Below are 20,426 nucleotides of genomic sequence, written 5' to 3' on the forward strand. Positions count from 1 at the left end.
CGGAGCGAGAGGAGTCAACGACGCTAATGGCAGTTCATAATTACGACGTGGTAGTCATTGGTACAGGGCCGGCTGGTGAAAGTGCGGCCATCAACGCGGCCAAACACGGCAAGCGGGTAGCGATCGTCGAGAAGCAGCCGGCTGTAGGGGGAAACTGCACCCATTGGGGCACGATTCCATCCAAGGCGCTTCGACACCAGGTCAAGCAGATCATGCAGTTCAACACTAACCGCATGTTCCGCGATATCGGCGAGCCGCGCTGGTTCTCGTTTGCCAAGGTGCTCGAGCGCTCCCGTGTGACGATTGAGCAACAGGTCGAGATGCGTACGACCTTCTATGCTCGCAACCGTATCGACCTTTTCTTCGGCGTTGCCCGCTTCAAGGATGAGCATACTGTGGTTGTGCGTGACAATCACGAGGGGGCCGAGGAACTGTGCGCCCAGAAAATCGTGATTGCCACCGGCTCGCGTCCTTACCGGCCCGGCGATGTAAACTTCCGCCATCCGCGTATCTACTGCTCCGATACCATACTCGGCCTCTCGCATACCCCGCGTACCCTCATCATTTACGGGGCCGGTGTCATTGGCTCCGAGTATGCCTCCATCTTCTCTGGATTAGGTGTCAAGGTCGACCTCATCGATACCCGTGACCGCCTGTTGTCATTTCTGGATGACGAGATCAGTGATGCTCTGTCCTATCACTTGCGCCAGCATGGGGTCCTGGTTCGTCACAATGAGGAATACGAGCGAGTCGAAGGCGACGAAGCTGGTGTCGTTGTGCACCTGAAATCCGGCAAGAAGCTGCGTGCCGATGCCTTCCTGTGGGCGAATGGGCGTACCGGGAATACCGATGAACTAGGCCTTGAAAACATCGGTCTGGAAGCCAACGGGCGTGGCCAACTGCAAGTCGACGAGCATTATCGAACGGCCATTCCACACGTCTATGCCGTAGGGGACGTCATTGGCTGGCCCAGCCTGGCGAGTGCTGCCTATGATCAAGGACGCAATGCCAGCGCCGATCTGCTCGACGAGGAGTTCCGTTTCGTTGAGGACATTCCTACGGGTATCTACACCATTCCCGAGATCAGCTCTGTGGGCAAGACCGAGCGTGAGCTGACTGAGGCCAAAGTACCCTATGAAGTGGCGCAGGCCTTTTTCAAGGATACCGCGCGAGCCCAGATTACCGGCGATACTGTGGGGATGCTAAAGATCCTGTTTCATCGCGATACGTTGGAGATCCTTGGTATCCACTGCTTCGGCGACCAGGCTTCCGAAATCGTCCACATCGGCCAAGCGATCATGCAGCAAAAAGGCGAGGCCAATAGCCTGAAGTATTTCATTCATACCACTTTCAACTATCCGACCATGGCGGAGGCCTACCGCGTCGCCGCCCAGAACGGTCTCAACCGATTGTTCTGACCTCCCTGATGGACCCGGTACGAGACCGGGTCCATCTCGTTGCGTCCTGCCTCGCCAATATCCGTTAATCTCAAGCAAATGTCTCAGGCCGACCTGTAGCGGTAGACCCTCAGGCTAGGTAGAAAAGCCTCGTCTTCGAGCTTCTCGTCGCTTCGGCGGGCGCGTGTTCGTCCGGACGGAGGCTTGGGGAGCGGCTGATTGTGGTTGGGCAGGCGGCCATCTGTGGTGGGAATGAACAATGGCAGCGGCAGGTTCATGGCTCGGCGGAGTCGCCCATCAGGCAGGGGATCCTGAAAGAACAGGTTGGCACGCATCACTGGAGCCTGCCGTTGGACTTGGGCCAAGGGTTCGCCATCGGGGATACCGGCAAGACGACGCAGCTGAATGCGTATATGAGGCGCGTCGCTGTTCAATGCCAGCAACTTGCGCTCGGCCTCGCGTACGCTAAGACGCTTGATGGAGCGACCGCTGGTATACCAGGCCAGACGAACCCTGGCCAGCGGGGCATCAGCCACTGGCAGATGCCGCCAACACTGCTTGAGATGCAAGCGTGCCAAGCCCTGACCGCGTAAATGGTCGTGCAGTGCGGGGTGGCGGAAGGGAAGGACCGCCTTGATCTCGGGTATCAAGTCAGCTGCCTGTTCGCGAATCTGAGCAAGTACCTCGGCAAAGCGATCCTTGGCTGCATTGGTCTCGCTAACGGCGTCCAGCAGCGTTTCGTTGGCGGCAATCAGACCCACATAGCTGCGCGTGGCGCGCCCATCCTGGCCATCCTCGTACCAGAAGTCGAGCAGGACACGGCGTAGCCATGCTGCATCGGGGTGTGGCGTGTCCAATGCCCAAGCGGCATTAGCTGTCTCGTCATAGCGGGCTAACAGAGCTTCGATGCTCTGGATCACATGGTCGAAAGCCGCTTCGAGCTCGGCCAGTAATCGGTACTGTACGTCCATGCTCCCCTCCCTTTTTTATACCGTTACCCTGGCAGGACTTGGCAATATTGCAGTATTGCACTGGAACCATGCAAGCAAGAACACGCTGCTATGGGAATGGCAAGAGCCGGACGGCGCCCACTGGGGCGCCGTCAAAAGCTCATGCGTTGCTTTCTTCCGAAAGCTTAGCTATCTGGCGAGGATCATGTCCGATGGGGTGAGGCTGGTTGCGTGCACGCGCCAGTTCGATCTGGCGTTGGCGTTCACGCGCGCTGGCACGCGTCTTTTCGGGAAGTGAATCCCAGCAATGCGGACAGCTGACCCCCGGTGAGTAGTGTTCCGATTGCCGATCCTCGACGGAAATCGGTCGACGGCAGGCGTGACACTGGTCGAACTCGCCCTCGGAGAGGTCATGGCGGACGGTGACGCGGTTATCGAACACAAAGCATTCGCCACGCCACAATGATTCGTTTTCGGGAACCTTCTCCAGATAGTTGAGAATGCCCCCCTTGAGGTGATAGACCTCCTCGAAGCCTTCATTGAGCATATAGCTTGAGGCTTTCTCACAACGTATGCCGCCGGTACAGAACATGGCGACCTTCTTGTGGCGGGTCGGGTCGTAGTGCTTCCTGACGTACTCTGGAAATTCGCGGAAGGAGCGGGTTCTTGGGTCCACGGCGCCTTCGAATGAGCCGATCTCTACCTCGTAATCGTTACGCGTGTCGATCACGAGGACCTCGGGGTCGCTGATGATAGCGTTCCACTCCTGCGGCTCGACGTAAGTACCTACCCGTTGGTTAGGATCGACATCAGGCACACCTATGGTAACGATCTCGCGCTTGAGCTTGACCTTGGTACGGTAGAACGGATGGGTGTCGCTGTAAGACTCCTTGTGGTCGAGTTCCGCGAAGCGGTCATCCGCTTTCAACCAGGCCAGCAAGGCATCGATGCTTTCTCGGGTTCCCGATACGGTGCCATTGATGCCTTCCTCGGCCAGTAGCAGAGTGCCCTTGATATCATGGGCCTTGAGCGTTTCGAGTAGCGGTTCGCGCAGGGATTCGTAGTCAGGCAGGGACACGAACTTATAAAGCGCCGCCACGATGATGGTTTGGGTCATGCAGAGTCTCCAGTAGGTCGCCCGCGTAAAGGGCGGACCGGAACGGTCAATCGATTGCGGGACGTATTTTACGCCAAACGCCGGCGGCTTTCATGCCAGTGAGGAAGGAAGAAACGAGACAGGCCCGCATGTGCGGACCTGTGGAGGGGGATGCGAAGCGGGTCTCAGCGGTCGCGGTAGCGTTTGGTCAGGTCACCGTAGGCGTCGATGCGACGATCGCGCAGATAGGGCCACATGCGGCGTACGTGTTCGCTGCGGCTCATGTCGAGTTCGACCAGTAGACGCTCGGGTTCGTCACCAGCGTGGGCCAGGAACTCACCCTGAGGGCCACAGATAAAACTGCCACCCCAGAAGTTGATCCCCTCACTCACATTGCTGTGATCAGGCTCGAAGCCGACGCGGTTGGCCACCATCACCGGCAGTCCATTGGCAACCCCATGGGCGCGCTGGACAGTGGTCCAAGCCTCCTTCTGGCGTCCCTTTTCGGGCAGGTCATCGGGTGGATGCCAGCCGATGGCCGTCGGGTAGAGCAGGATCTCGGCCCCGGCCAGTGCCATCAGACGTGCAGCTTCAGGATACCACTGGTCCCAGCAGACCAGGACGCCCAAGCGACCCACGGACGTGTCGATAGGCTCGAAGCCTTGCTCGGCATCGGCATCGCCGGGGGTGAAATAGAACTTCTCATAGAAGCCCGGGTCGTCGGGGATGTGCATCTTGCGGTAATGTCCGACGCGACCGCGGCCGCGGTCGAGCACGATCGCAGTATTATGATAAATACCCGCCGCACGACGTTCGAAGATCGAGCCAACCAGCACGATGTCGAGCTCGCGAGCGAGGTCGGCCAAGCGAGTGGCAGTGGGGCCATCAAGCGGCTCGGCCAGATCGAAAAGCTCGGCATCCTCGCATTGGCAGAAGTAATGCGTGGCGTGCAATTCCTGAAGCAGTACCAATTCCGCACCACGCTCGGCCAGCTCGCGAATGCCGGCTTCACTCTCATCCAGGCTGCGCTGCTTGTCCGGCCATGCGGCTTGCTGGACCAGGCCAACCTTGAGGGTCTTGCTCATCTCAACGCTCCTCGTCGTCTTGCGGGGTCCCGGACGCTGCCAGGGTGCCACGCGGTAACTGCATCGTCAGGCAGTGTAGGCTGCCATGTTGACGTATGACACTGCGACAGTCGATGGGAACGATGTCGCGGTCGGGAAATGCATCGGCCAGCGTCCTGATCGCTCGGGCGTCTGCGGCATCGGCATAAGTCGGGACCAGCACGGCGCCGTTGATGATCAGGAAGTTGGCGTAGGTCGCCGGTAGGCGATGGCCGTCCTCGGGATCGAAGCACGGCTTCGGCCAGGGCAGGGCAACCAGGCGATAGGGCGCCCCGTTAGACTGTCGTAGCGCCAGAAGTTCCTCTTCCATGGCGGCCAATGCGGGATAATGTGGATCGTCGCGATCGTCGCAGCGTACGTAAGCAATGGTCTGCGGATCGCAGAAGCGTGCCAAGGTATCGATGTGACTGTCCGTGTCGTCACCCTCGAGATGGCCGTGCTTTAGCCACAACACGCGATCGACGCCGAAATCCGCCCGCAGGCGCGTCTCGACCTCGTCGCGCGAAAGCTGCGAGTTGCGGTTGTCGTTGAGCAGACAGGCTTCTGTGGTTAGCAGTGTGCCCTGTCCATCGGTCTCGATGCCGCCACCTTCCAGCACCATGTCGCGTGATTCCACCGCGGTACCGAATGTGCCGTTAGCCGCGAGGCGCTGGGTCAGAGCATTGTCGCGCTGGGCCGGGAACTTGCCACCCCAGCCAGTGAATGTGTAGTCGAGCAGCACGACCTTGCCGTCGCGCTCCACGCCGATGGGGCCATGATCGCGGGCCCAGGTGTCATCGGCCGGCGCTTCGACCATCCGTACCCGGTCGGCAGGAATACCGAGGTTGGCAAAGGTATCTGCCAAGCGTTCACGGGTGGACTGGTCAGGGACCGTGATCAACACGTCCTGATAGCGGGCAATGGCGACCACCATGGCTTCGAGCGTAGCTTCGATGCGTTCGAGCTGAGGCGCCCAGTCGCTTTCGCGGGTCGGCCAGGTGAGCTGGATGGCATCCTGAGGGTGCCATTCGGGGAACAGACGCTGTGACATGGCGGTCTCCATAAGGCCAGTCGTTTACCGCACCGCTGCTTGGGGATCTACTCCGTCAGCATCGCAGTGGGCCGCGGCATTGTAGTGACCGGCGCGTAACATGCAAGTCCTTTTGAATCGTCACCCGGCGATGCGCCAGAGCGCGAAAAACCGTACCATGGCCACTCGCCGATAAGGAACCGAATTGATGCTGGATCGCCTACCCTTTCTGATCGGGCTGCGCTACGTGCGCGCCAAACGACGTAATCACTTCATCTCCTTCATTTCGTTCACTTCCATGCTGGGGCTCACTCTTGGCGTGGCTGTGCTCATTCTAGTGCTGTCGGTAATGAACGGCTTCGATCATGAGCTTCGCTCGCGGGTGCTGGGCATGGTGCCGCATACGCGCATCGAGCAGCCCTCGGGCATGACAGATTGGAAGCCGGTGGCCGAACGCCTGATGCAGCGTGAGCATGTCGTGGGTGCGGCGCCCTATGTGCAGCAGCAGGGCATGTTCTCGGTGAGCGGCCGAAACGAAGGTGGCCTGGTCTACGGCATCGTGCCGGAGTATGAGCGGCGTGTGTCGATCATCGAAAATCACATGCAGCAGGGTAGTCTCGATTCCCTCGAGCCCGGCTCATGGAATATCGTGATGGGCGAACTGCTTGCGCGAAATCTCGGCGTCGGGGTCGGCGATAAGGTCACGCTGCTTGTGCCCGAGGCTTCCATCACGCCGGCCGGCGTCTTCCCGCGTCTCAAGCGATTCAATGTGAGCGGAATCTTCAAAGTCGGAGCGGACATCGATGCCAGTCTCGCCTACGCCAGCATCGAGGACATGCAGACCCTGGCTCGCATGGGCGACTCCGTGGGTGGCTTGCGCCTGGAGCTCGATGACCTGTTCCTGGCTAATCAGATCACTCGCGAGATCATCAATGACTTGGGTCACGGCTACCGAGGGATGGATTGGACCTACACCCATGGCAACCTGTTCCAGGCGATCCAGATGGAGAAACGCATGATCGGCCTGCTGCTGATGGTGATCGTGGCCGTGGCGGCATTCAACATCGTCTCGACCCTGGTAATGGTGGTTACCGACAAGCACGCCGATATTGCCATTCTTCGCACTATCGGTGCCCGTCCTCGGTCGATCATGGGCATCTTCATCGTGCAAGGGCTGACCATCGGCATCATCGGTATTGTTATCGGGGTCATCCTGGGCATTGTCCTTGCCTTGACGGTTTCGGACATCATTGCCTGGTTTGAAGTCGCTACCGGCATTCAGTTTCTGGATCCCAATGTCTATTTCATCAGTTACCTACCGTCGCGGCTCAATCTCAGCGATGTCGGCGTCATCGTGGTCGCTGCCTTTGCACTGAGTTTTTTATCCACCTTATATCCGGCCTGGCGCGCGGCGCGCATCCAGCCGGCCGAAGTGCTGCGTTACGAGTAAGGGCCCGACATGACTGAACAGACCAGACAAACAATGCTCGAATGCCGGGCACTGACACGCATTTATCGCGAGGGTCCGCAGGACGTCACCGTGCTGGACGACCTTGAGCTCGAGGTTGGCGCGGGAGAGCGTGTCGCCATCGTCGGTAGCTCCGGTTCGGGCAAGACCACGTTGCTTAACCTGTTGGGAGGGCTCGACCGCCCTACGTCCGGCACGGTGACTATCGCCGGCCAGACGCTGTCGACGCTGGGCGACACCGCGCTAGGCGACTTTCGTAATCGCCACATTGGCTTCGTGTACCAGTTTCACCATCTGCTGGCCGAATTCACGGCTTGCGAGAACGCGGCGCTGCCACTGATCGTGCGCGGCCAGAAACGCCGCGAGGCCGAGCGGCGGGCCATGGAAATTCTCGACCGGGTGGGGATGGCCAAGCGCGGCCACCACAAGCCCGGCGAGCTGTCCGGAGGCGAGCGCCAGCGGGTGGCGATTGCCCGGGCATTGATTACTGATCCGAGTCTCATGTTGATGGATGAGCCGACGGGTAACCTTGATCAGGCAACGGCATCCACAATCCTCGGGTTAATGGATGAGCTGTCGGCCTCCAGCGCTTGCGCCTTTGTGATCGTGACTCACGACTCGGCACTGGCACGGCATCAGGATCGGGTGCTTCGGCTCGATGGGGGCAGGCTGGCCGCTTCCTGAGTTCGGTTCTCACTCTTCCGGGCGGTCGGCGTCGGCCTCCGGGGCGGGCGACTTATTGGCAGAATCAGTATCGATGGGCGAGGGTGTTTGCTTGCGTGCCTGCTGGCGCCGCCGTGCACGGCGGCGCCAGCTACGCGAGACATTCCAGCGCCAGATCAGGCGAATCAGAGCATTTCCGGCCAAGCCGAGAACGACGGCGGAAACCAGCGAGCCGAGCAGCAAGGCCGGCAGGGCTTCCACCATGCGTTCTGCGATCCATTGGGTGCTGATCCGGTCCGGTACCTGACTTGCTGGGATATCGAGCAACCATGCGCCGAGCCGGTAGTTACAGTAGAAGATCGGCGGCATTGTCAGTGGATTGGTCAGCCAGACCAGGCCAACCGATAGTGGCAGATTGCAGCGCAGTACCCAAGCGCCGAAGGCTGCCAGCAGCATCTGGAAGGGAATAGGCAGCAGCGCGCAGAACAGGCCAACCATGAAGGCGTTGCCCACCGAGCGACGGGTGAGCACCCACAGCGAGGCATCGCCAACGATATGGCTGATGAAGCGCAGCGAGCGTGTACGCTTCAGCGTTTCCGGGTGGGGCATGTAGCGCTGGATAAGGCGGCGCGGCATGGCGTTGCTCGCTGGTTCGAATCCGCATCATTATCCACACATGGCCGCCAACGTGCCACGGCTGGCCAGTCATGCGACAAGGAATGTGTCTATGGGGCTGGTAGCGCCACTGGCCATTGCGGCACTGCTCGGTGCCTGCATGGGGGCTTGGGCGCCCGCCGGAGCGTTTGGCGTGGTGGCGGCAATACTGCTGATTTGTCTGGCTGCCTCCCGTTACCTTGCCATTTTGTTGATCGCTGCTGCGTCGTTCAGTGCCGGTCAGGTCCTGATCGCGCGTGGTGCTGCCTTACCTGTAGGTCTCTCCGGCGAGGATCTGGCCGTGACGGGACGTATCCTGGCCCTGAGTGACGAGGGGCGTTTCCAGCGCGCACGTATAATGGTGGCGTCGTGTCTACCCCTGAAGTCAGGCCGCGTATCTTGCGAGAGGTTGAGACACGTCAGGGTCAGCTGGTATGACGCACCCGCTCTGGCAGTAGGCGAGCGCTGGGCGCTGACGCTGCGCTTGCGCCCACCAGCCGGGTTCGCCAACCCGGATACCTTCGATTACGGGGCCTGGCTGTGGCGCGAGGGCATTGATGCCACCGGCTACGTTCGTAACGCTCCGCCGCCGCAGCGCCTGGCCAATGCCAGGCCTGGCATTCGCGTGCTGGCTCTTGGGTTTCTTGAGGCGCATGCGCCGGAGGGAATGGCTCGGCGTTGGCTGGCGGCGCTGACGCTGGGGGCAGGCGAGCGCCTCGATGATAGTGTTTGGGCGTTGCTCAATGCCAGCGGGACAACCCACTTGGTGGTTATTTCTGGTCTGCATGTTGGCTTGGCGGCCACCTTCGTGCTGCTCTTGGCACGCGGTCTGGCGCGGTGTAGATTCCGGTAATTAATTGCAAAAATTCTAAATTTAATTGCAAATTTGCAAAAGTACATAGCATAGACTATTTGTTTAGTAAATTTACTTTCGTTATACCCTTGAAATATTTTACGCACAACAAGATTGGCGAAAGAAAGCATTGAGATTTGAAGCATATGGATAATAAGTAAATGCTATGCTATTAAGGTGCTTTGTTATGTATAAGAGAAAAATAAAAGCATCTCCTGTAAAGGATTTATATAAAGTGCCAAGCCATAAGAATGGTTCGGTGATGCTAGTAGAGTCATGGCTGGAAAGGAATGCTTGCTACTACCTTGAATACAGTACTAGTGTTGAGGGTTATGAATCTCAGCCTTATGGTTTTTATTATTCCTATAAAGGGAAGATTTTTCCATATACTCCTGATTTTAGAGTAATTGATTATATAAGAGGCGATTTTTATATAGAAGTAAAAAGTAGCATCTCGTTAAATGAGGGCCCTTTAACAGAAGATTTTTTCAACCGTTTTGAAAGTAAAGTTGCGGCTGCAAAGAAGCTGGGATATGAGCTTTTATTGGTGACGGATAGACAATTAAATGCGGCCCCGTTAATCGATAACCTAAAGCTTTTAAGGCGGTATTCAGGCTATGGAGAATCTACCCCAGAGCACGCTGATGTTCTTGCGGCGGTCAGGTCGGCGGAAAAAGTATCAATTGGAGAAATAGTCAAAAACTTAGGGATGGACTATGACTCAGTATTTGATATCGTTCTAGGTTATATTGCTAGACATGAGTTGTTCATAAATCTTATGAAGTTAGATATCAGTGCTGATTCAATCGTTTCGTATAAAGAATTATCTTCAGAGGATGGAGGGCTGAATTCGTCACCTTGTGATGAGTTTGAGGAATTTTTTAAAGTTAATACAAGGCGCCCGAGAAACAAGTTTTTTTGTATCGATAATTTTAATGAGCTGGGCAACGGAAATAAAGAATGTGAGTGCTTGCTAGAAGAAAAACCTTTCAATGATGATCTCAGGAAAGTGGCGGTAAAAAGATTGCAGTACATTAAATATATAGAAAAAAATATAAGAGGTGGCTGGACCAAGAAAAATATTGAACCATTGTTGGAAGAGATTCGTAAGAGCGTTTCTGAACCAGTGCCAAGCTGGAGGACACTGGTTTATTGGAGAGAAAGGTATCTGAGCGCTGAAGGAGGAATAGGCTCTTTGATACCAAAGTTTCACCATAGGGGAAGACGCGAAGATAGAACTAGTCATGAAGAGTTAGAATGTTTCAATAGGTCGGTCGACGAAAAATTCCTAAGGTTAGAAAGGTTAAGCGTAATAAAGTGCTATAGATATTATTTATCCCTAGTTGCGAAACTTAATTGCACGCTAGAGTCATCTGCTCAGATAGGCCCTGTGTCTTTAAGTGCCTATTATGCCAGAATAAAAAAACTACCCCAGTATGATGTAGTAGCTGCTAGATTTGGAAAACAATTTGCTGATAAACAATTTAGAGTCGTGGGGTCACACGTTCCACTTACGAGAGTGATGGAGCGTGTAGAGATGGATCACACTAAGTTGGATGTTTTTCTGATTGACGATAGCTTGGATGTCATATTGGGGCGGCCTTACTTAACAGCAATGATTGATTCTTACAGTGGTTGTATAGTAGGCATCTATCTTAGCTTTTCTCCTCCTAGCTATTTGTCGGTAAGTAGCTGCCTTTTTAACGCATTGAGGAATAAAGAATCAGTTCTTTCAAACTATGAGGAGGTGGAAGGGGAGTGGCCATGTGAAGGTAAAATCGAAACTTTGGTTGTAGATAACGGCAAGGAATTCTGGAGTAAAAATATGGAGTTCGCATGTGCTTCTTTATCTACCGAAGTTCAGTACAACCCTGTAAGGCAGCCTTGGTTAAAACCTAAAGTCGAGCGTATATTTAAAACCATTAATTCAGATTTTGTACATACAGTGCCTGGTACATGCTTTTCCAATGTTGCGGAAAAGAAAGAATATAACCCCGAAAAGCACGCTGTGATGAGGTTTTCGGATTTTATGGAGGCGCTACACATATGGATTGTTGATATTTATCATTGCAGTCCTGGTTTAAAGTGCTCGTTTCCCCCTATCTATAGATGGATGGAAAGCGTGAAAGATAGGCCTATTAAAAAGTATGAAAAAAGCGAAGAAAAAAAACTTAAAGTTGAGCTCGGGGTGACTGAGTTTCTGAAGCTTCAGCAATCAGGGGTAGAGTTTAGAGGTGTAAGATATACTAATAAAGAACTGGTTGAGTTCATGAAAGAAAGAAAGGTGGGGGATAAAGGTAAAAAAGTGTTAGTGAAAATAGATCCTCATGATATTACAAGTGTTTATATTTATAATGATATTAGCAATAAGTATTTTAAGGTTGATTCAGTTTCCCCGTCCGGATATATGCGGGGCCTTTCGCTTTTCGAACATGAGGTATGCCGGAGGTATGTAACAAGACTTCTACATAAGATTGTAGATGATAGCTCTCTTATGCGGGCTCGGGAAAGAATTCATCGAAAAATTGATAATGCAGTTAGGTCAGGCGATAAGCTTAAAAAGGGCTATAGGAAGGTTGTTGGGAGTGCTGTGGCAGCAAGGTTTAGCGGGATAAGTAGCGATAACCAGAGGTCATTAATAGATATAAATAAAGAAGAGCAAGAAATTAAGTTGTTAACTGAAAATGATAAGAGTTTGTCAAAAAATGAGGGCGAAGACTCGATCATTGGGAGGAATTGGGATGATGTGGAGCCCTACTGATGAGCGATGATCAAGATGTGATAGCCAAAAAATTAGCGAGCTTCCATGACTGTTTTGTGCCTTGTAAAGCAATTAATGAGGTAATTAATGATTTTGCTGAACTGCGTGATAAATGGAGGTTTGGTGGAGAGCAAGAATGCATGTTAATAACGGGTGAATCAGGTTCGGGGAAAACTTTTGCAGTAAAGGAATATATGAAATCCTGTCTCCCTTTCCGCGAAGGTGATATTGTCAATACTCCTGTGTTGTTTAGTAGGATACCAAGTGATGTATCATTAAAAAACACAATGCTCGAGTTGCTTGGAGATTTAGGGCAGTTTGGGATGTCCTATAGGGAAGGTAGGAGTGGTAATTCCAGTCTTACTGAAAGTCTTATAAATCTATTAGGTAAGTGTAAAGTCCAGCTAGTTATTATTGATGAGTTTCAGGAGTTGTTGGAGTTTAAGACAAGGAAGGAGGTGCAAAGAATAGCTAACAGGTTAAAGCTGATTAACGATAAAGCTAATATTCCTATAGTTTTAATGGGCACTCCTATATGTTTGGCTATTGCAAAAGAGCCGCAATGGTCTTCAAGGTTGATTAGGAGAAGGAATATTCCTTATTTTAGTATTAAGGATGAATGTGATGACGCAGAGTTTGTGGGCGTTTTAAAAGGCCTCGCGAATAGAATGCCTTTTCGTGAACCTCCTGAACTACATAGAGACGAGATGCGTCTGCCTCTCTTTGCAGCATGCAAAGGAGAAATGAGGCATTTGAAAAGGATATTGGAAAATGCTCTTAGCTTGTGCTTAAAGGAAGGAGGTGACTGCCTTAAAATTAATCATTTATCCAAAGCCTATGAGAAAGTAAGCAAAGGGAGGGCGTATAACCCGTTTAATGTAAAAAATATTTCTGATATAAAGCTTGAGTTTGTTGAAAAAGGATCAGGGTATAAATATAGCTCTGATGGAGGTGAGATTGTTCCAGAAAATTTGGAGTATAGCAAACCTTTGTCTATAGCCGAAGTTATACGAAGAAAATAACGCAAATTGCTAATGTTGGGTCTCATTCGAAGCATAACCCCGGTGATTGTCCCCGTGCCCTTGGCAGGCGTAAGTTTTACCATGATATGAGTGTGTTCTTGCTCAACAGCAGTGGATGAGTCGCCCCGGGTCTTCTAGACACCCGCAACGCCTGTGAAGTGAGTGGTGCAGTGAGGCCGCCAGCAGCAGCGCCGCCAGGGCTTCCTGGTAGTCGCCGGTGGAGATCCCCTTCAGGTAGAGCCAAGGGTTCAGCTCCTCGATGCTGCGAGCTCGCTTCAGTTAGGGCGGCAGCAGGCTGCTGTTGAAGCGAGCATCACCGCCGCTGCGGTCACGCACCTTGGGCACCTGCACACTTACATCGCCGATTCCGGTCTGGATCGTGCGCTCGGGCAGGTAGCCGTTGCGGACCACTGCCTGGCGGCCATCGCCGAGACGCTGGTCGACATACTGCGCCAGAAAGGTGGCCAGTTCGGCCTCGATGGCCTTGGCGATCAGGTCACGAGCGCCTTGGCGCAACAGCTCGTGCAGTGGGTCAGTGATCTGTGGTTCTGATTGTGAAAGAGCCTGGAGGGTAGAATTGGCCATGGCGTATCCATTCCGTGTTGATTGTGATCTGGCGAGATCAATCAACAGGATACGCCACCTTTCCTATCTCCTCCCGTACACCAGAAGTCACCATAGCTCGCGGGTAGCCATCTCCGACGTAATCTGCTCCCCCGTGAGCGCGGCGAGGGTTTGTGCGGATCTTGTTTGACATTGCAAGGTTGTCCGTATTTATATAGGTCGTTCTATATAGGAGTGACCATTGATGCCAGCCTCCAAGCGCGACCAGCTGCTCGCCACAGCCGAGCGACTTTTCTATGAGCAGGGATTCCACGCCACCGGTATCGACCGCATCGTGGCTGACGCTGGAGTGGTGCGCATGACGCTCTACAACCACTTCACTTCCAAGGAAGCTTTGATCATGGCCGTACTGCAGGCCCGCCATGAACGCTTCATAGCTAGCCTCGATGCGGCTGCAACCTCGGCTTCGCCAGGCAACATGACACGGGCCATTATCGAAGCGCATGGCCGCTGGCTGGAACACTACAGCCAATATGGCTGCATCATGGTCAAGGCGATGGGCGAGTTCGCCGAGCACAGCACCGAGATTCATGCCTTGGCGGTGGCCGCTAAGACCGACCTGTTGGCACGCCTCGAGGCCGCCGTAACACGGGACAAGCTGGGCCATCACGACGGCTTGGCGCGACGTCTCTTTGTAGTACTGGAAGGCAGCAATACGACAGTGGCTCTGTTTGGCATACAGACGGCCCTGCTCGACACTCGGGCAGTGACCGACGCCCTGCTTGCAGCGGCCCGGAGCAGGACCTCATGAAGCCCCGTCAGCGCTCGGGCAGGGGCGGGTCCTTTTTGTTACGCCTCTAATCGTACAGTGAATGTCGCTTTTAGGGTTCCCACACTGTCCCCTATAGCGGAGATGGTCAGCGGCTTGCGTGGCAGTGCGATATTCACCGCCCCCAACCGTTTGGTTTCAAGATAAAAGCGAGGTCAAAATGGTAGGTGCGAGTACAGCTTTCGTGGCGCTGGCGGCTCTTTTCTGGGGGTTATCTGGTGGTATCGGCGGAATCCTTATGGCCGATGGCTGGGACGCGTTCGTGGTTTCATTCTACCGGGGTGCGATCGGGCTGCTGTGCGTCCTCGTTTGGCTAATGCTGCGTCCACACGGTAGTGGACTGGCAAATCGCCGGCTATGGTTCTGGTCAGTCATTGCCGGCGTCGGCGTAGCAGGTAACTTTTCGTTCTATTTCCTGAGCATCGCGCACGGCAGCGTTGCGGTTGCTGCTACGCTGATGTATTGCGCACCAGTGTTCGTATATCTCGTGTCATTCGCTTTAAAGCTGGAAAAACCGACCCCGCTGAAGTGGGCCGCGATCGCGGTGGTAATGCTTGGTATCATGTTGCTTACGCAAATTTACGACGTCGGTGCGAGCGGCGTTACGGCGATTGGTGCAGGCGCCGGTCTGCTTGCCGGACTGTCCTACGCGATATTCATTTTCGGATTCAAGTATGCAGCACCACACGGTAGCCCGCAGGCTATTCTCTCAATAGCGTTTGTGGTGCTTGCCACCATCCTTATCTGGCCGAGCGATGCCGGCCAAACAGTTTCAGCTCTGAGCACACCGGATTGGCCGCTGTTCGCAGTGCTGGGTGTGCTCGGCGCAGGCTTGTCTTTCGTTCTTTATATTATCGGCCTGGAACATACTGCCCCGGCCGTGGCCTCGATTGTGGCAATGGTCGAACCGGTTACCGCGACGCTGTTCGGTGTCGTGGTGTTAAGCGAAAACCTAGTGGGTCCGCAAATTCTGGGTATGGGACTGATATTAGTCACAGTGACCGCGCTGAGCGTATATACGAGCTCTGGACGGCCAACTGCCGGATAGAACCACTAGCTGATTAGCATTAGTGACCTTTTCCCAGAAACCGGTCCATCACCAATGTGAGGTTTCCGCTACGTTTACTCTGATAGCAGAAGATCTCGCGATGAAGCGTAACCGACATACCGAAGAGCGGCGTGAGGTGAAGCACCTGGTGACAGATGGCCAGATTTTACCCCGTCGATGTCGATCAGGCAGCTGCGGCGGGATTTATGCAGCATTTCCTAAGGCTCAAGCGCGAATGTAGGCCCAGCCTTTGGTCTGGAGTTCGGCGAGGGTGACCACCGCCGCCTCGATCTCGACGAGCTCGCGGGTATTGTCGAGGCCCTGAGCCGAGAGTGAATTGCGACATAGCCGCAGCAGCGGATCAGCGGCATCGGGGATGGCCAAGGCGGCGGACACGGCGGCATTGGCGATAATCAATACCTCGGCATCGGGCCGGGCATTGCGCAAGTTGGCGGCATTACGTCGGGCGCGGGTCAGCGCCTCGGCCGAGGGCGCGTGAAGCAGGACATGAAGCTCCCTGAGTGGGGCCATGGTCAGTGGTTGCCGATGCTCGCCTCGACTTGCTGTACCAAGGGCGTGAAATCGGGATGGTCGCGGCGCTCGTCCAGCGGCAGCGGGACTTCGAAGGTCTCCACCACGCCGGCGGGCCGGTTGGGAGCGGCCTCGGTGCCGACCAGTTCCTGCTGGAGTCGCCGTCGGGTGATGGCGTCCAGCGCCGAGAAGGGCTCGTCCATGAACAGCACCCGCGGACTAACGGCGAGCGCCCGAGCGATGCCGACCCGCTGCTGCTGCCCTCCCGAGAGAGTGCGGGGCCAGCGTTCAGCGAACTCGTCCAGTCCTACCAATGCCAGCGGTTCCAAGGCGCGACGGCGGCGCTCGGCTCTTCAACGAAATCCCGCACATGGGCTGCGGCGCGTTTGGGGTCTTCGACGAGCATCTTGGTGGCCTGCAGGTGCAGTGCCATTAATTCCTGCATCGCCTCGGGATGTTCCTGCAGAGCGCCTTCGCAAGCGGCCAGCACAGCGCCAGGCTGACCCGGTAACATAGCATCGGCGCGGGCCACCACGCGGGCCCCGTCGTTACGCTGCTGCACGGTGGTGAGGATCGGCTCGAGAATCGAGGCGGCATCCACGGCACCCGCGAGCAGCGCCTGCTGGACACGATTGGCGCCCATGGCAACGATTTCCACCGCCTCCAGACCCACACCCAGACTCGATCAGCCAGAAACGCAGTACGGTGTCCGACACCGAGCCCTGGGGGAAAGTGGCGATCTTTGGCTTGCGGCCCTCTGTCTCGGTGAAGCTGGCGATCGCTTTTGCCGCATCATTGTTGGCACGTTCGAAATGGCCCGCCCCCTATTTTGTGTTCCTTGCCCATCACTCCTCCTTGAGTTCGTGCCGTTTTGGTCGAGACTCTTACGGGTAAAATGCCAATTTTCAGAGTTGCCGTGTGCTGGGCTCCAGCCATGGCTGTATGCAACGCATCTCGATCAATATCGCGTCTCACAGTGAGCGGCACGGTGCGAGTTGTACACCCTCCCGAAACATGCGCTCAGCAGATCAACGTACCATCATGAGAGCTTTGCTGGCTCGCTCGTGAGCACTGGCTGTTCCGGAGGCTGGCAAACCACCAAAATCCCCTCGCAGCGCCTTGAGCGCGTAGCGTTCCTGATCGATTTCCTTTGAGGTGCGTATCCCACGTCTGCGGAAAAAGATAATCGGGGGGCACCATCCCTGCAGAGCATGTTGCAGTAAAAAGCCTGTCACGGCAGCCGGTAGCAAAAGCCAGCGTTTATCGTGTGTCGCTCCGAGGGTGATACCGGCCAAACTGAGCGCTGCTGCATTCGCTTCCAGGGTGCGTTCGATATCCCAATCGTGGTCCAACTCATGCAATCGCCGCTCGATCTCGTGAGGGTTTTCAGCGAAGTAAGCGACATTCTCTTCTGTTTGCTGGCGTATATGCCGGTTTACGCTATCAGCTGTATTACGCTCCACCCGTGATGTCGTGGAAGGCAGCATATCAATCTCCTTGGTTTTCGAATGGCTTAAAACCCACCCTATTGCAACAAGTATGAGGAACTAGCATATGCATAGAACTCAACCAGAAGGTAGCTGACAGCCCCTATGAGAGAAGGGCAGGAATAAAAAAGGCACGAAAAGACAAGCAACTTAACAGCCCTTTTTTCCTGACACGCGACGGCCAACCCCTGAGAAAGCCGAGTAACTAACGTTGAGTTAATCCAGGCCTGACACACTGGCGCTTTCGCGTGTTCAGGAGAGCTTTATGCCGGTCCGCTTGCTAACTATCGCCATTGCTCGATGGGTCGGGCAGTTGCTGCTCCTGGCATGCCTGTCTTTCACGGCATCTGCGGCAGAGGGCTTTCTCCCGGTCGAGGATGCCTTCAAGCTGACCTCCGAGCAGCGCAATGGCGAGGTGGTCCCGCGCTGGGAGATCGCTCCGGGGTACTACCTGTATCGGCATCGCCTGGACTTTGCGGGCGAGCCGGTGGATATCATCGCTCCGGAACTCCCCGAAGGTACGCCGATCAGCGACGAATACTTTGGCGACTCGCAGGTTTACTATCAGGCCTTGCAGGTCAGTATCGATCCGGGGCAAGCCCGTCGACTCAAATTGACCTGGCAGGGCTGCGCCGAAGACGGACTGTGCTACGCGCCCCAACACCGAACACTCGAACTCGAGCCTTCGCCGCCCTCACGCAGCGCTCTGGACGCCATCAGTGAGACACCGTCTCTGTCTGGGCAGGCGAGCCTGCCTCAGGGTGCGCCGGCCATTGAGGCGCCAGATCGCATCGAGACTTCACTAGGGGAAGATCAGCGCCTGGCGGCCCAGCTGGCCGATGCGCATGCGGGCTGGATGCTGGCAGCCTTCTTCGGCATGGGGTTATTGCTCGTCTTCACGCCCTGTGTGCTACCCATGTTGCCGATCCTCTCCAGCCTGGTAGTGGGCAGCGGGGCTGGGGCCAGGCGAGGCTTCTTGCTATCGCTGGCCTTCGTCGTGCCCATGGCACTGACCTATGCCGTGCTCGGTGTCGCAGCGGCCCAGGCCGGCGCCAATCTACAGGCCCTGCTGCAGACGCCATGGGTGCTCGGTGCCTTCGCCTTGCTGTTCGTCGTGTTTGCCCTGGCCATGTTCGGCCTCTTCGAACTCCACCTCCCCAGTATGGTGCGACAGCGCCTCGATCGCCTGCAGTCCCGGCAGCAGGGGGGGACCTTGGGCGGGGCGGCAATCATGGGTGTGCTTTCGGCGCTGCTGGTCGGGCCATGCATGACTGCACCGCTAGCCGGTGCCCTGCTCTATATCGCAGACACTGGTGATGCCCTGCTGGGCGGGGCGGCGCTGCTCATGCTGGGGTTGGGCATGGGCACGCCGCTGCTGCTGGTCGGTGCGCTGGGAGCCCGGTTGCTGCCGCGCCCGGGGCCTTGGATGGTGCGTGTGAAAGCCCTGTTCGGCTTCGTCCTGCTGGGAATGGCTATCTGGTTCCTGGCGCGTGTGGTTCCCGGGCCGATCGAACTCGGGCTATGGGGCACCTGGCTGCTCGGCGTGGCCGTGGCACTTTGGTATGCAAGCCACAAGGCAACGCCCGCGGTTGGCCACCCGATGATCAAGACGGTGGGTCTAGCCGTGGGGATATGGGGTGCGGCGATGCTCTTGGGTGCCGCTGGCGGAAGCACGAATCCTTTCCGGCCGCTCGCTGACCTGCAGGCAGGCTCAGTTGTCCAGGGCGCTGCCGAACAGGACTTCATGGCACGCTTCGACAAGGTCGAAAACCTCGCGTCCTTGAACCGGCGGATTGAGCAGGCTAGCCAGCAGGGCCAGTGGACCCTCGTCGATGTGTATGCCGAGTGGTGCGTGTCCTGCAAGGTCATTGAAAATGAGGTCTTCGGCAACCCTCGCGTACAGGCTCGACTCGAGACGATGCAGTTGCTGCGTCCCGACGTGACCGCCAACGATGCCACGGACCGGGAATTGCTCGACGCTTACGGCATCCTCGGTCCGCCTACCCTGATGCTCTTTGGGCCTGAGGGAAAAGAACGACGGGCGCAACGTATCGTTGGGGAGATCACCTCTGAGGCTTTCCTTGAAAGGCTCGAGCAGGCTGGCCAGTCCCGCGAGGAGACCCTATGACCGCCCTGTCACAGAGCTTTTCCCTGGGTCCCATTGGCCTGACGTTAAACCAACTGTTGATTATCTTGGCGCTGGCGATGGCCCTGTTGACCAACACGCTGGTTGGAATGCGCTATCGCAACTCGGCAGCCAGTGTCCTCTACGACATCCTGTTCGTCGGCGTCATCGCGGCTCGCCTGATCTTCGTTCTTCGGCATCAGGACGATTATGACAGCGTCTGGGCCATGCTTGACATTCGCGACGGCGGCTTTGATCCGCTCGGCGGTGCGATCGTCGCCTCCGTCTATACCGCTTGGCGATTGTGGCGCGTCCCCGAGCAGCGTCCTGCACTAGCCAGTGCACTGATTGCCGGCATCGCCACTTGGGGGCTTGCAGCCGGTAGCTATGTCCTCATGGATAGCCGGGCCCGGTCACTGCCGGAGGTGGAGCTGACCACACTGCAGTACTCCCCGATCACGCTGAGTCAACTGGTCGACCAGCAGGCAGGCCAACCCATGGTCGTCAATCTCTGGGCAACCTGGTGCCCGCCCTGCCGGCGAGAAATGCCCGTGCTGCAAGCCGCCCAGCAAGCGGCAGAGGACGTGACCTTCGTCTTCGTGAACCAGGGAGAGCATGCTCCCACGATCAATCAGTTCATTGAGCACGAAGCCCTGGATCTCAACAACGTGCTTCTCGACCCGGGACAGGCCTTGGGGCAGGCCGTCGGCTCCCAGGTCATGCCCACCACCTTGTTCTACGACGCGCAAGGCCGGCTTCAGGATACCCATTTCGGTGAGCTTTCCCGAGCCAGCCTGGCTGCCAAGCTCGAACCGCTTCGTTAATCCCTCCCTGCAAGGAAATGT

The 20,426-nt window shown here is 56.1% G+C and carries 19 protein-coding genes and 1 pseudogene; 10 read left to right on the forward strand and 10 right to left on the reverse strand.

Going from position 1 to position 20,426, the window contains the following annotated elements:
- Positions 1–26 precede the first annotated feature (26 nt).
- Entirely contained in the window at positions 27–1,418 is a 1,392-nt protein-coding gene (gene sthA / locus F568_RS0107280; protein ID WP_019018059.1) for a Si-specific NAD(P)(+) transhydrogenase, read from the forward strand.
- A gap of 83 nt (positions 1,419–1,501) precedes the next feature.
- On the opposite strand, the gene F568_RS0107285 is transcribed toward sthA, so the two are convergent.
- The 4 genes from F568_RS0107285 to F568_RS0107300 all read right to left on the reverse strand — a co-directional run bounded on the left by F568_RS0107285 (position 1,502) and on the right by F568_RS0107300 (position 5,597).
- Positions 1,502–2,368 (reverse strand): hypothetical protein, encoded by an 867-nt coding sequence (locus F568_RS0107285; RefSeq protein ID WP_019018060.1) that lies wholly within the window; start codon positions 2,366–2,368, stop codon positions 1,502–1,504.
- Between the two features lie 139 nt (positions 2,369–2,507).
- Positions 2,508–3,464, reverse strand: coding sequence for an oxygen-dependent tRNA uridine(34) hydroxylase TrhO (gene trhO / locus F568_RS0107290; protein WP_019018061.1), 957 nt, complete (start codon positions 3,462–3,464; stop codon positions 2,508–2,510).
- A gap of 164 nt (positions 3,465–3,628) precedes the next feature.
- Complete coding sequence (locus tag F568_RS0107295) at positions 3,629–4,528, reverse strand: carbon-nitrogen hydrolase (protein ID WP_019018062.1); 900 nt, start codon at positions 4,526–4,528, stop codon at positions 3,629–3,631.
- A gap of 1 nt (position 4,529) precedes the next feature.
- Positions 4,530–5,597 carry an agmatine deiminase family protein gene (locus F568_RS0107300; RefSeq protein ID WP_019018063.1) on the reverse strand — a complete coding sequence of 356 codons (1,068 nt, stop codon included), beginning with the start codon at positions 5,595–5,597 and terminating at the stop codon, positions 4,530–4,532.
- 187 nt (positions 5,598–5,784) lie between these two features.
- Between F568_RS0107300 and F568_RS0107305 the strand changes: the two genes are divergently transcribed.
- Both F568_RS0107305 and F568_RS0107310 read left to right on the forward strand, forming a co-directional pair.
- Positions 5,785–7,026, forward strand: a complete 1,242-nt coding sequence (locus F568_RS0107305) for a lipoprotein-releasing ABC transporter permease subunit (protein WP_019018064.1) — start codon at positions 5,785–5,787, stop codon at positions 7,024–7,026.
- A gap of 9 nt (positions 7,027–7,035) precedes the next feature.
- Positions 7,036–7,728: an ABC transporter ATP-binding protein gene (locus tag F568_RS0107310; protein WP_026300390.1), complete on the forward strand. Its 693-nt coding sequence runs from the start codon at positions 7,036–7,038 to the stop codon at positions 7,726–7,728.
- Positions 7,729–7,737: 9 nt separating this feature from the next.
- Here the strand turns inward: F568_RS0107310 and F568_RS0107315 are convergent, their stop codons facing one another.
- Entirely contained in the window at positions 7,738–8,343 is a 606-nt protein-coding gene (locus tag F568_RS0107315) for a DUF2062 domain-containing protein (protein ID WP_019018066.1), read from the reverse strand.
- Between F568_RS0107315 and F568_RS0107320 the strand changes: the two genes are divergently transcribed.
- The 3 genes from F568_RS0107320 to F568_RS0107330 all read left to right on the forward strand — a co-directional run bounded on the left by F568_RS0107320 (position 8,342) and on the right by F568_RS0107330 (position 12,997).
- Positions 8,342–9,214, forward strand: a complete 873-nt coding sequence (locus F568_RS0107320) for a ComEC/Rec2 family competence protein (protein WP_083932993.1) — start codon at positions 8,342–8,344, stop codon at positions 9,212–9,214. The two genes, F568_RS0107315 and F568_RS0107320, sit on opposite strands and share 2 nt — an antisense overlap.
- Before the next feature lie 187 nt (positions 9,215–9,401).
- Positions 9,402–11,975: a TnsB C-terminal domain-containing protein gene (locus tag F568_RS24295; protein WP_169338660.1), complete on the forward strand. Its 2,574-nt coding sequence runs from the start codon at positions 9,402–9,404 to the stop codon at positions 11,973–11,975.
- A complete protein-coding gene (locus tag F568_RS0107330) occupies positions 11,975–12,997 on the forward strand; it encodes a TniB family NTP-binding protein (protein ID WP_019018069.1) in 1,023 nt (340 codons plus the stop codon). Before F568_RS24295 ends, F568_RS0107330 begins: the two co-directional genes overlap by 1 nt.
- Positions 12,998–13,180: 183 nt before the next feature.
- Here F568_RS0107330 and F568_RS0107335 read toward each other — a convergent pair.
- Positions 13,181–13,582 (reverse strand): annotated as a pseudogene (locus F568_RS0107335) (transposase); the annotation flags it as partial.
- Positions 13,583–13,805: 223 nt separating this feature from the next.
- Between F568_RS0107335 and F568_RS0107340 the strand changes: the two are divergent.
- Both F568_RS0107340 and F568_RS0107345 read left to right on the forward strand, forming a co-directional pair.
- A complete protein-coding gene (locus F568_RS0107340) occupies positions 13,806–14,372 on the forward strand; it encodes a TetR/AcrR family transcriptional regulator (RefSeq protein WP_019018071.1) in 567 nt (188 codons plus the stop codon).
- Positions 14,373–14,550: 178 nt separating this feature from the next.
- Positions 14,551–15,438, forward strand: coding sequence for a DMT family transporter (locus tag F568_RS0107345; RefSeq protein WP_019018072.1), 888 nt, complete (start codon positions 14,551–14,553; stop codon positions 15,436–15,438).
- A gap of 225 nt (positions 15,439–15,663) precedes the next feature.
- On the opposite strand, the gene F568_RS0107350 is transcribed toward F568_RS0107345, so the two are convergent.
- From F568_RS0107350 to F568_RS0107365, 4 genes are all read right to left on the reverse strand, one after another.
- Positions 15,664–15,969: a hypothetical protein gene (locus F568_RS0107350; RefSeq protein ID WP_019018073.1), complete on the reverse strand. Its 306-nt coding sequence runs from the start codon at positions 15,967–15,969 to the stop codon at positions 15,664–15,666.
- Positions 15,970–15,971: 2 nt separating this feature from the next.
- Positions 15,972–16,283 carry an ATP-binding cassette domain-containing protein gene (locus F568_RS22440; RefSeq protein ID WP_019018074.1) on the reverse strand — a complete coding sequence of 104 codons (312 nt, stop codon included), beginning with the start codon at positions 16,281–16,283 and terminating at the stop codon, positions 15,972–15,974.
- Complete coding sequence (locus F568_RS25640; RefSeq protein ID WP_019018075.1) at positions 16,277–16,642, reverse strand: ABC transporter substrate-binding protein; 366 nt, start codon at positions 16,640–16,642, stop codon at positions 16,277–16,279. Before F568_RS25640 ends, F568_RS22440 begins: the two co-directional genes overlap by 7 nt.
- Before the next feature lie 355 nt (positions 16,643–16,997).
- The gene (locus tag F568_RS0107365) at positions 16,998–17,456 is read right to left on the reverse strand and encodes a DUF2892 domain-containing protein (RefSeq protein ID WP_019018076.1); all 459 of its coding nucleotides are present in this window, start codon (positions 17,454–17,456) and stop codon (positions 16,998–17,000) included.
- Between the two features lie 265 nt (positions 17,457–17,721).
- On the opposite strand from F568_RS0107365, the gene dsbD reads away from it, so the two are divergent.
- Both dsbD and F568_RS0107375 read left to right on the forward strand, forming a co-directional pair.
- The gene (gene dsbD, locus F568_RS0107370) at positions 17,722–19,584 is read left to right on the forward strand and encodes a protein-disulfide reductase DsbD (RefSeq protein ID WP_019018077.1); all 1,863 of its coding nucleotides are present in this window, start codon (positions 17,722–17,724) and stop codon (positions 19,582–19,584) included.
- Complete coding sequence (locus F568_RS0107375) at positions 19,581–20,405, forward strand: TlpA family protein disulfide reductase (RefSeq protein ID WP_019018078.1); 825 nt, start codon at positions 19,581–19,583, stop codon at positions 20,403–20,405. The genes dsbD and F568_RS0107375 overlap by 4 nt, the downstream gene beginning before the upstream one ends.
- Positions 20,406–20,426 lie beyond the last annotated feature (21 nt).

It is taken from the genome of Modicisalibacter luteus DSM 23508, from assembly GCF_000378505.1.
Lineage (GTDB): Bacteria > Pseudomonadota > Gammaproteobacteria > Pseudomonadales > Halomonadaceae > Modicisalibacter > Modicisalibacter luteus.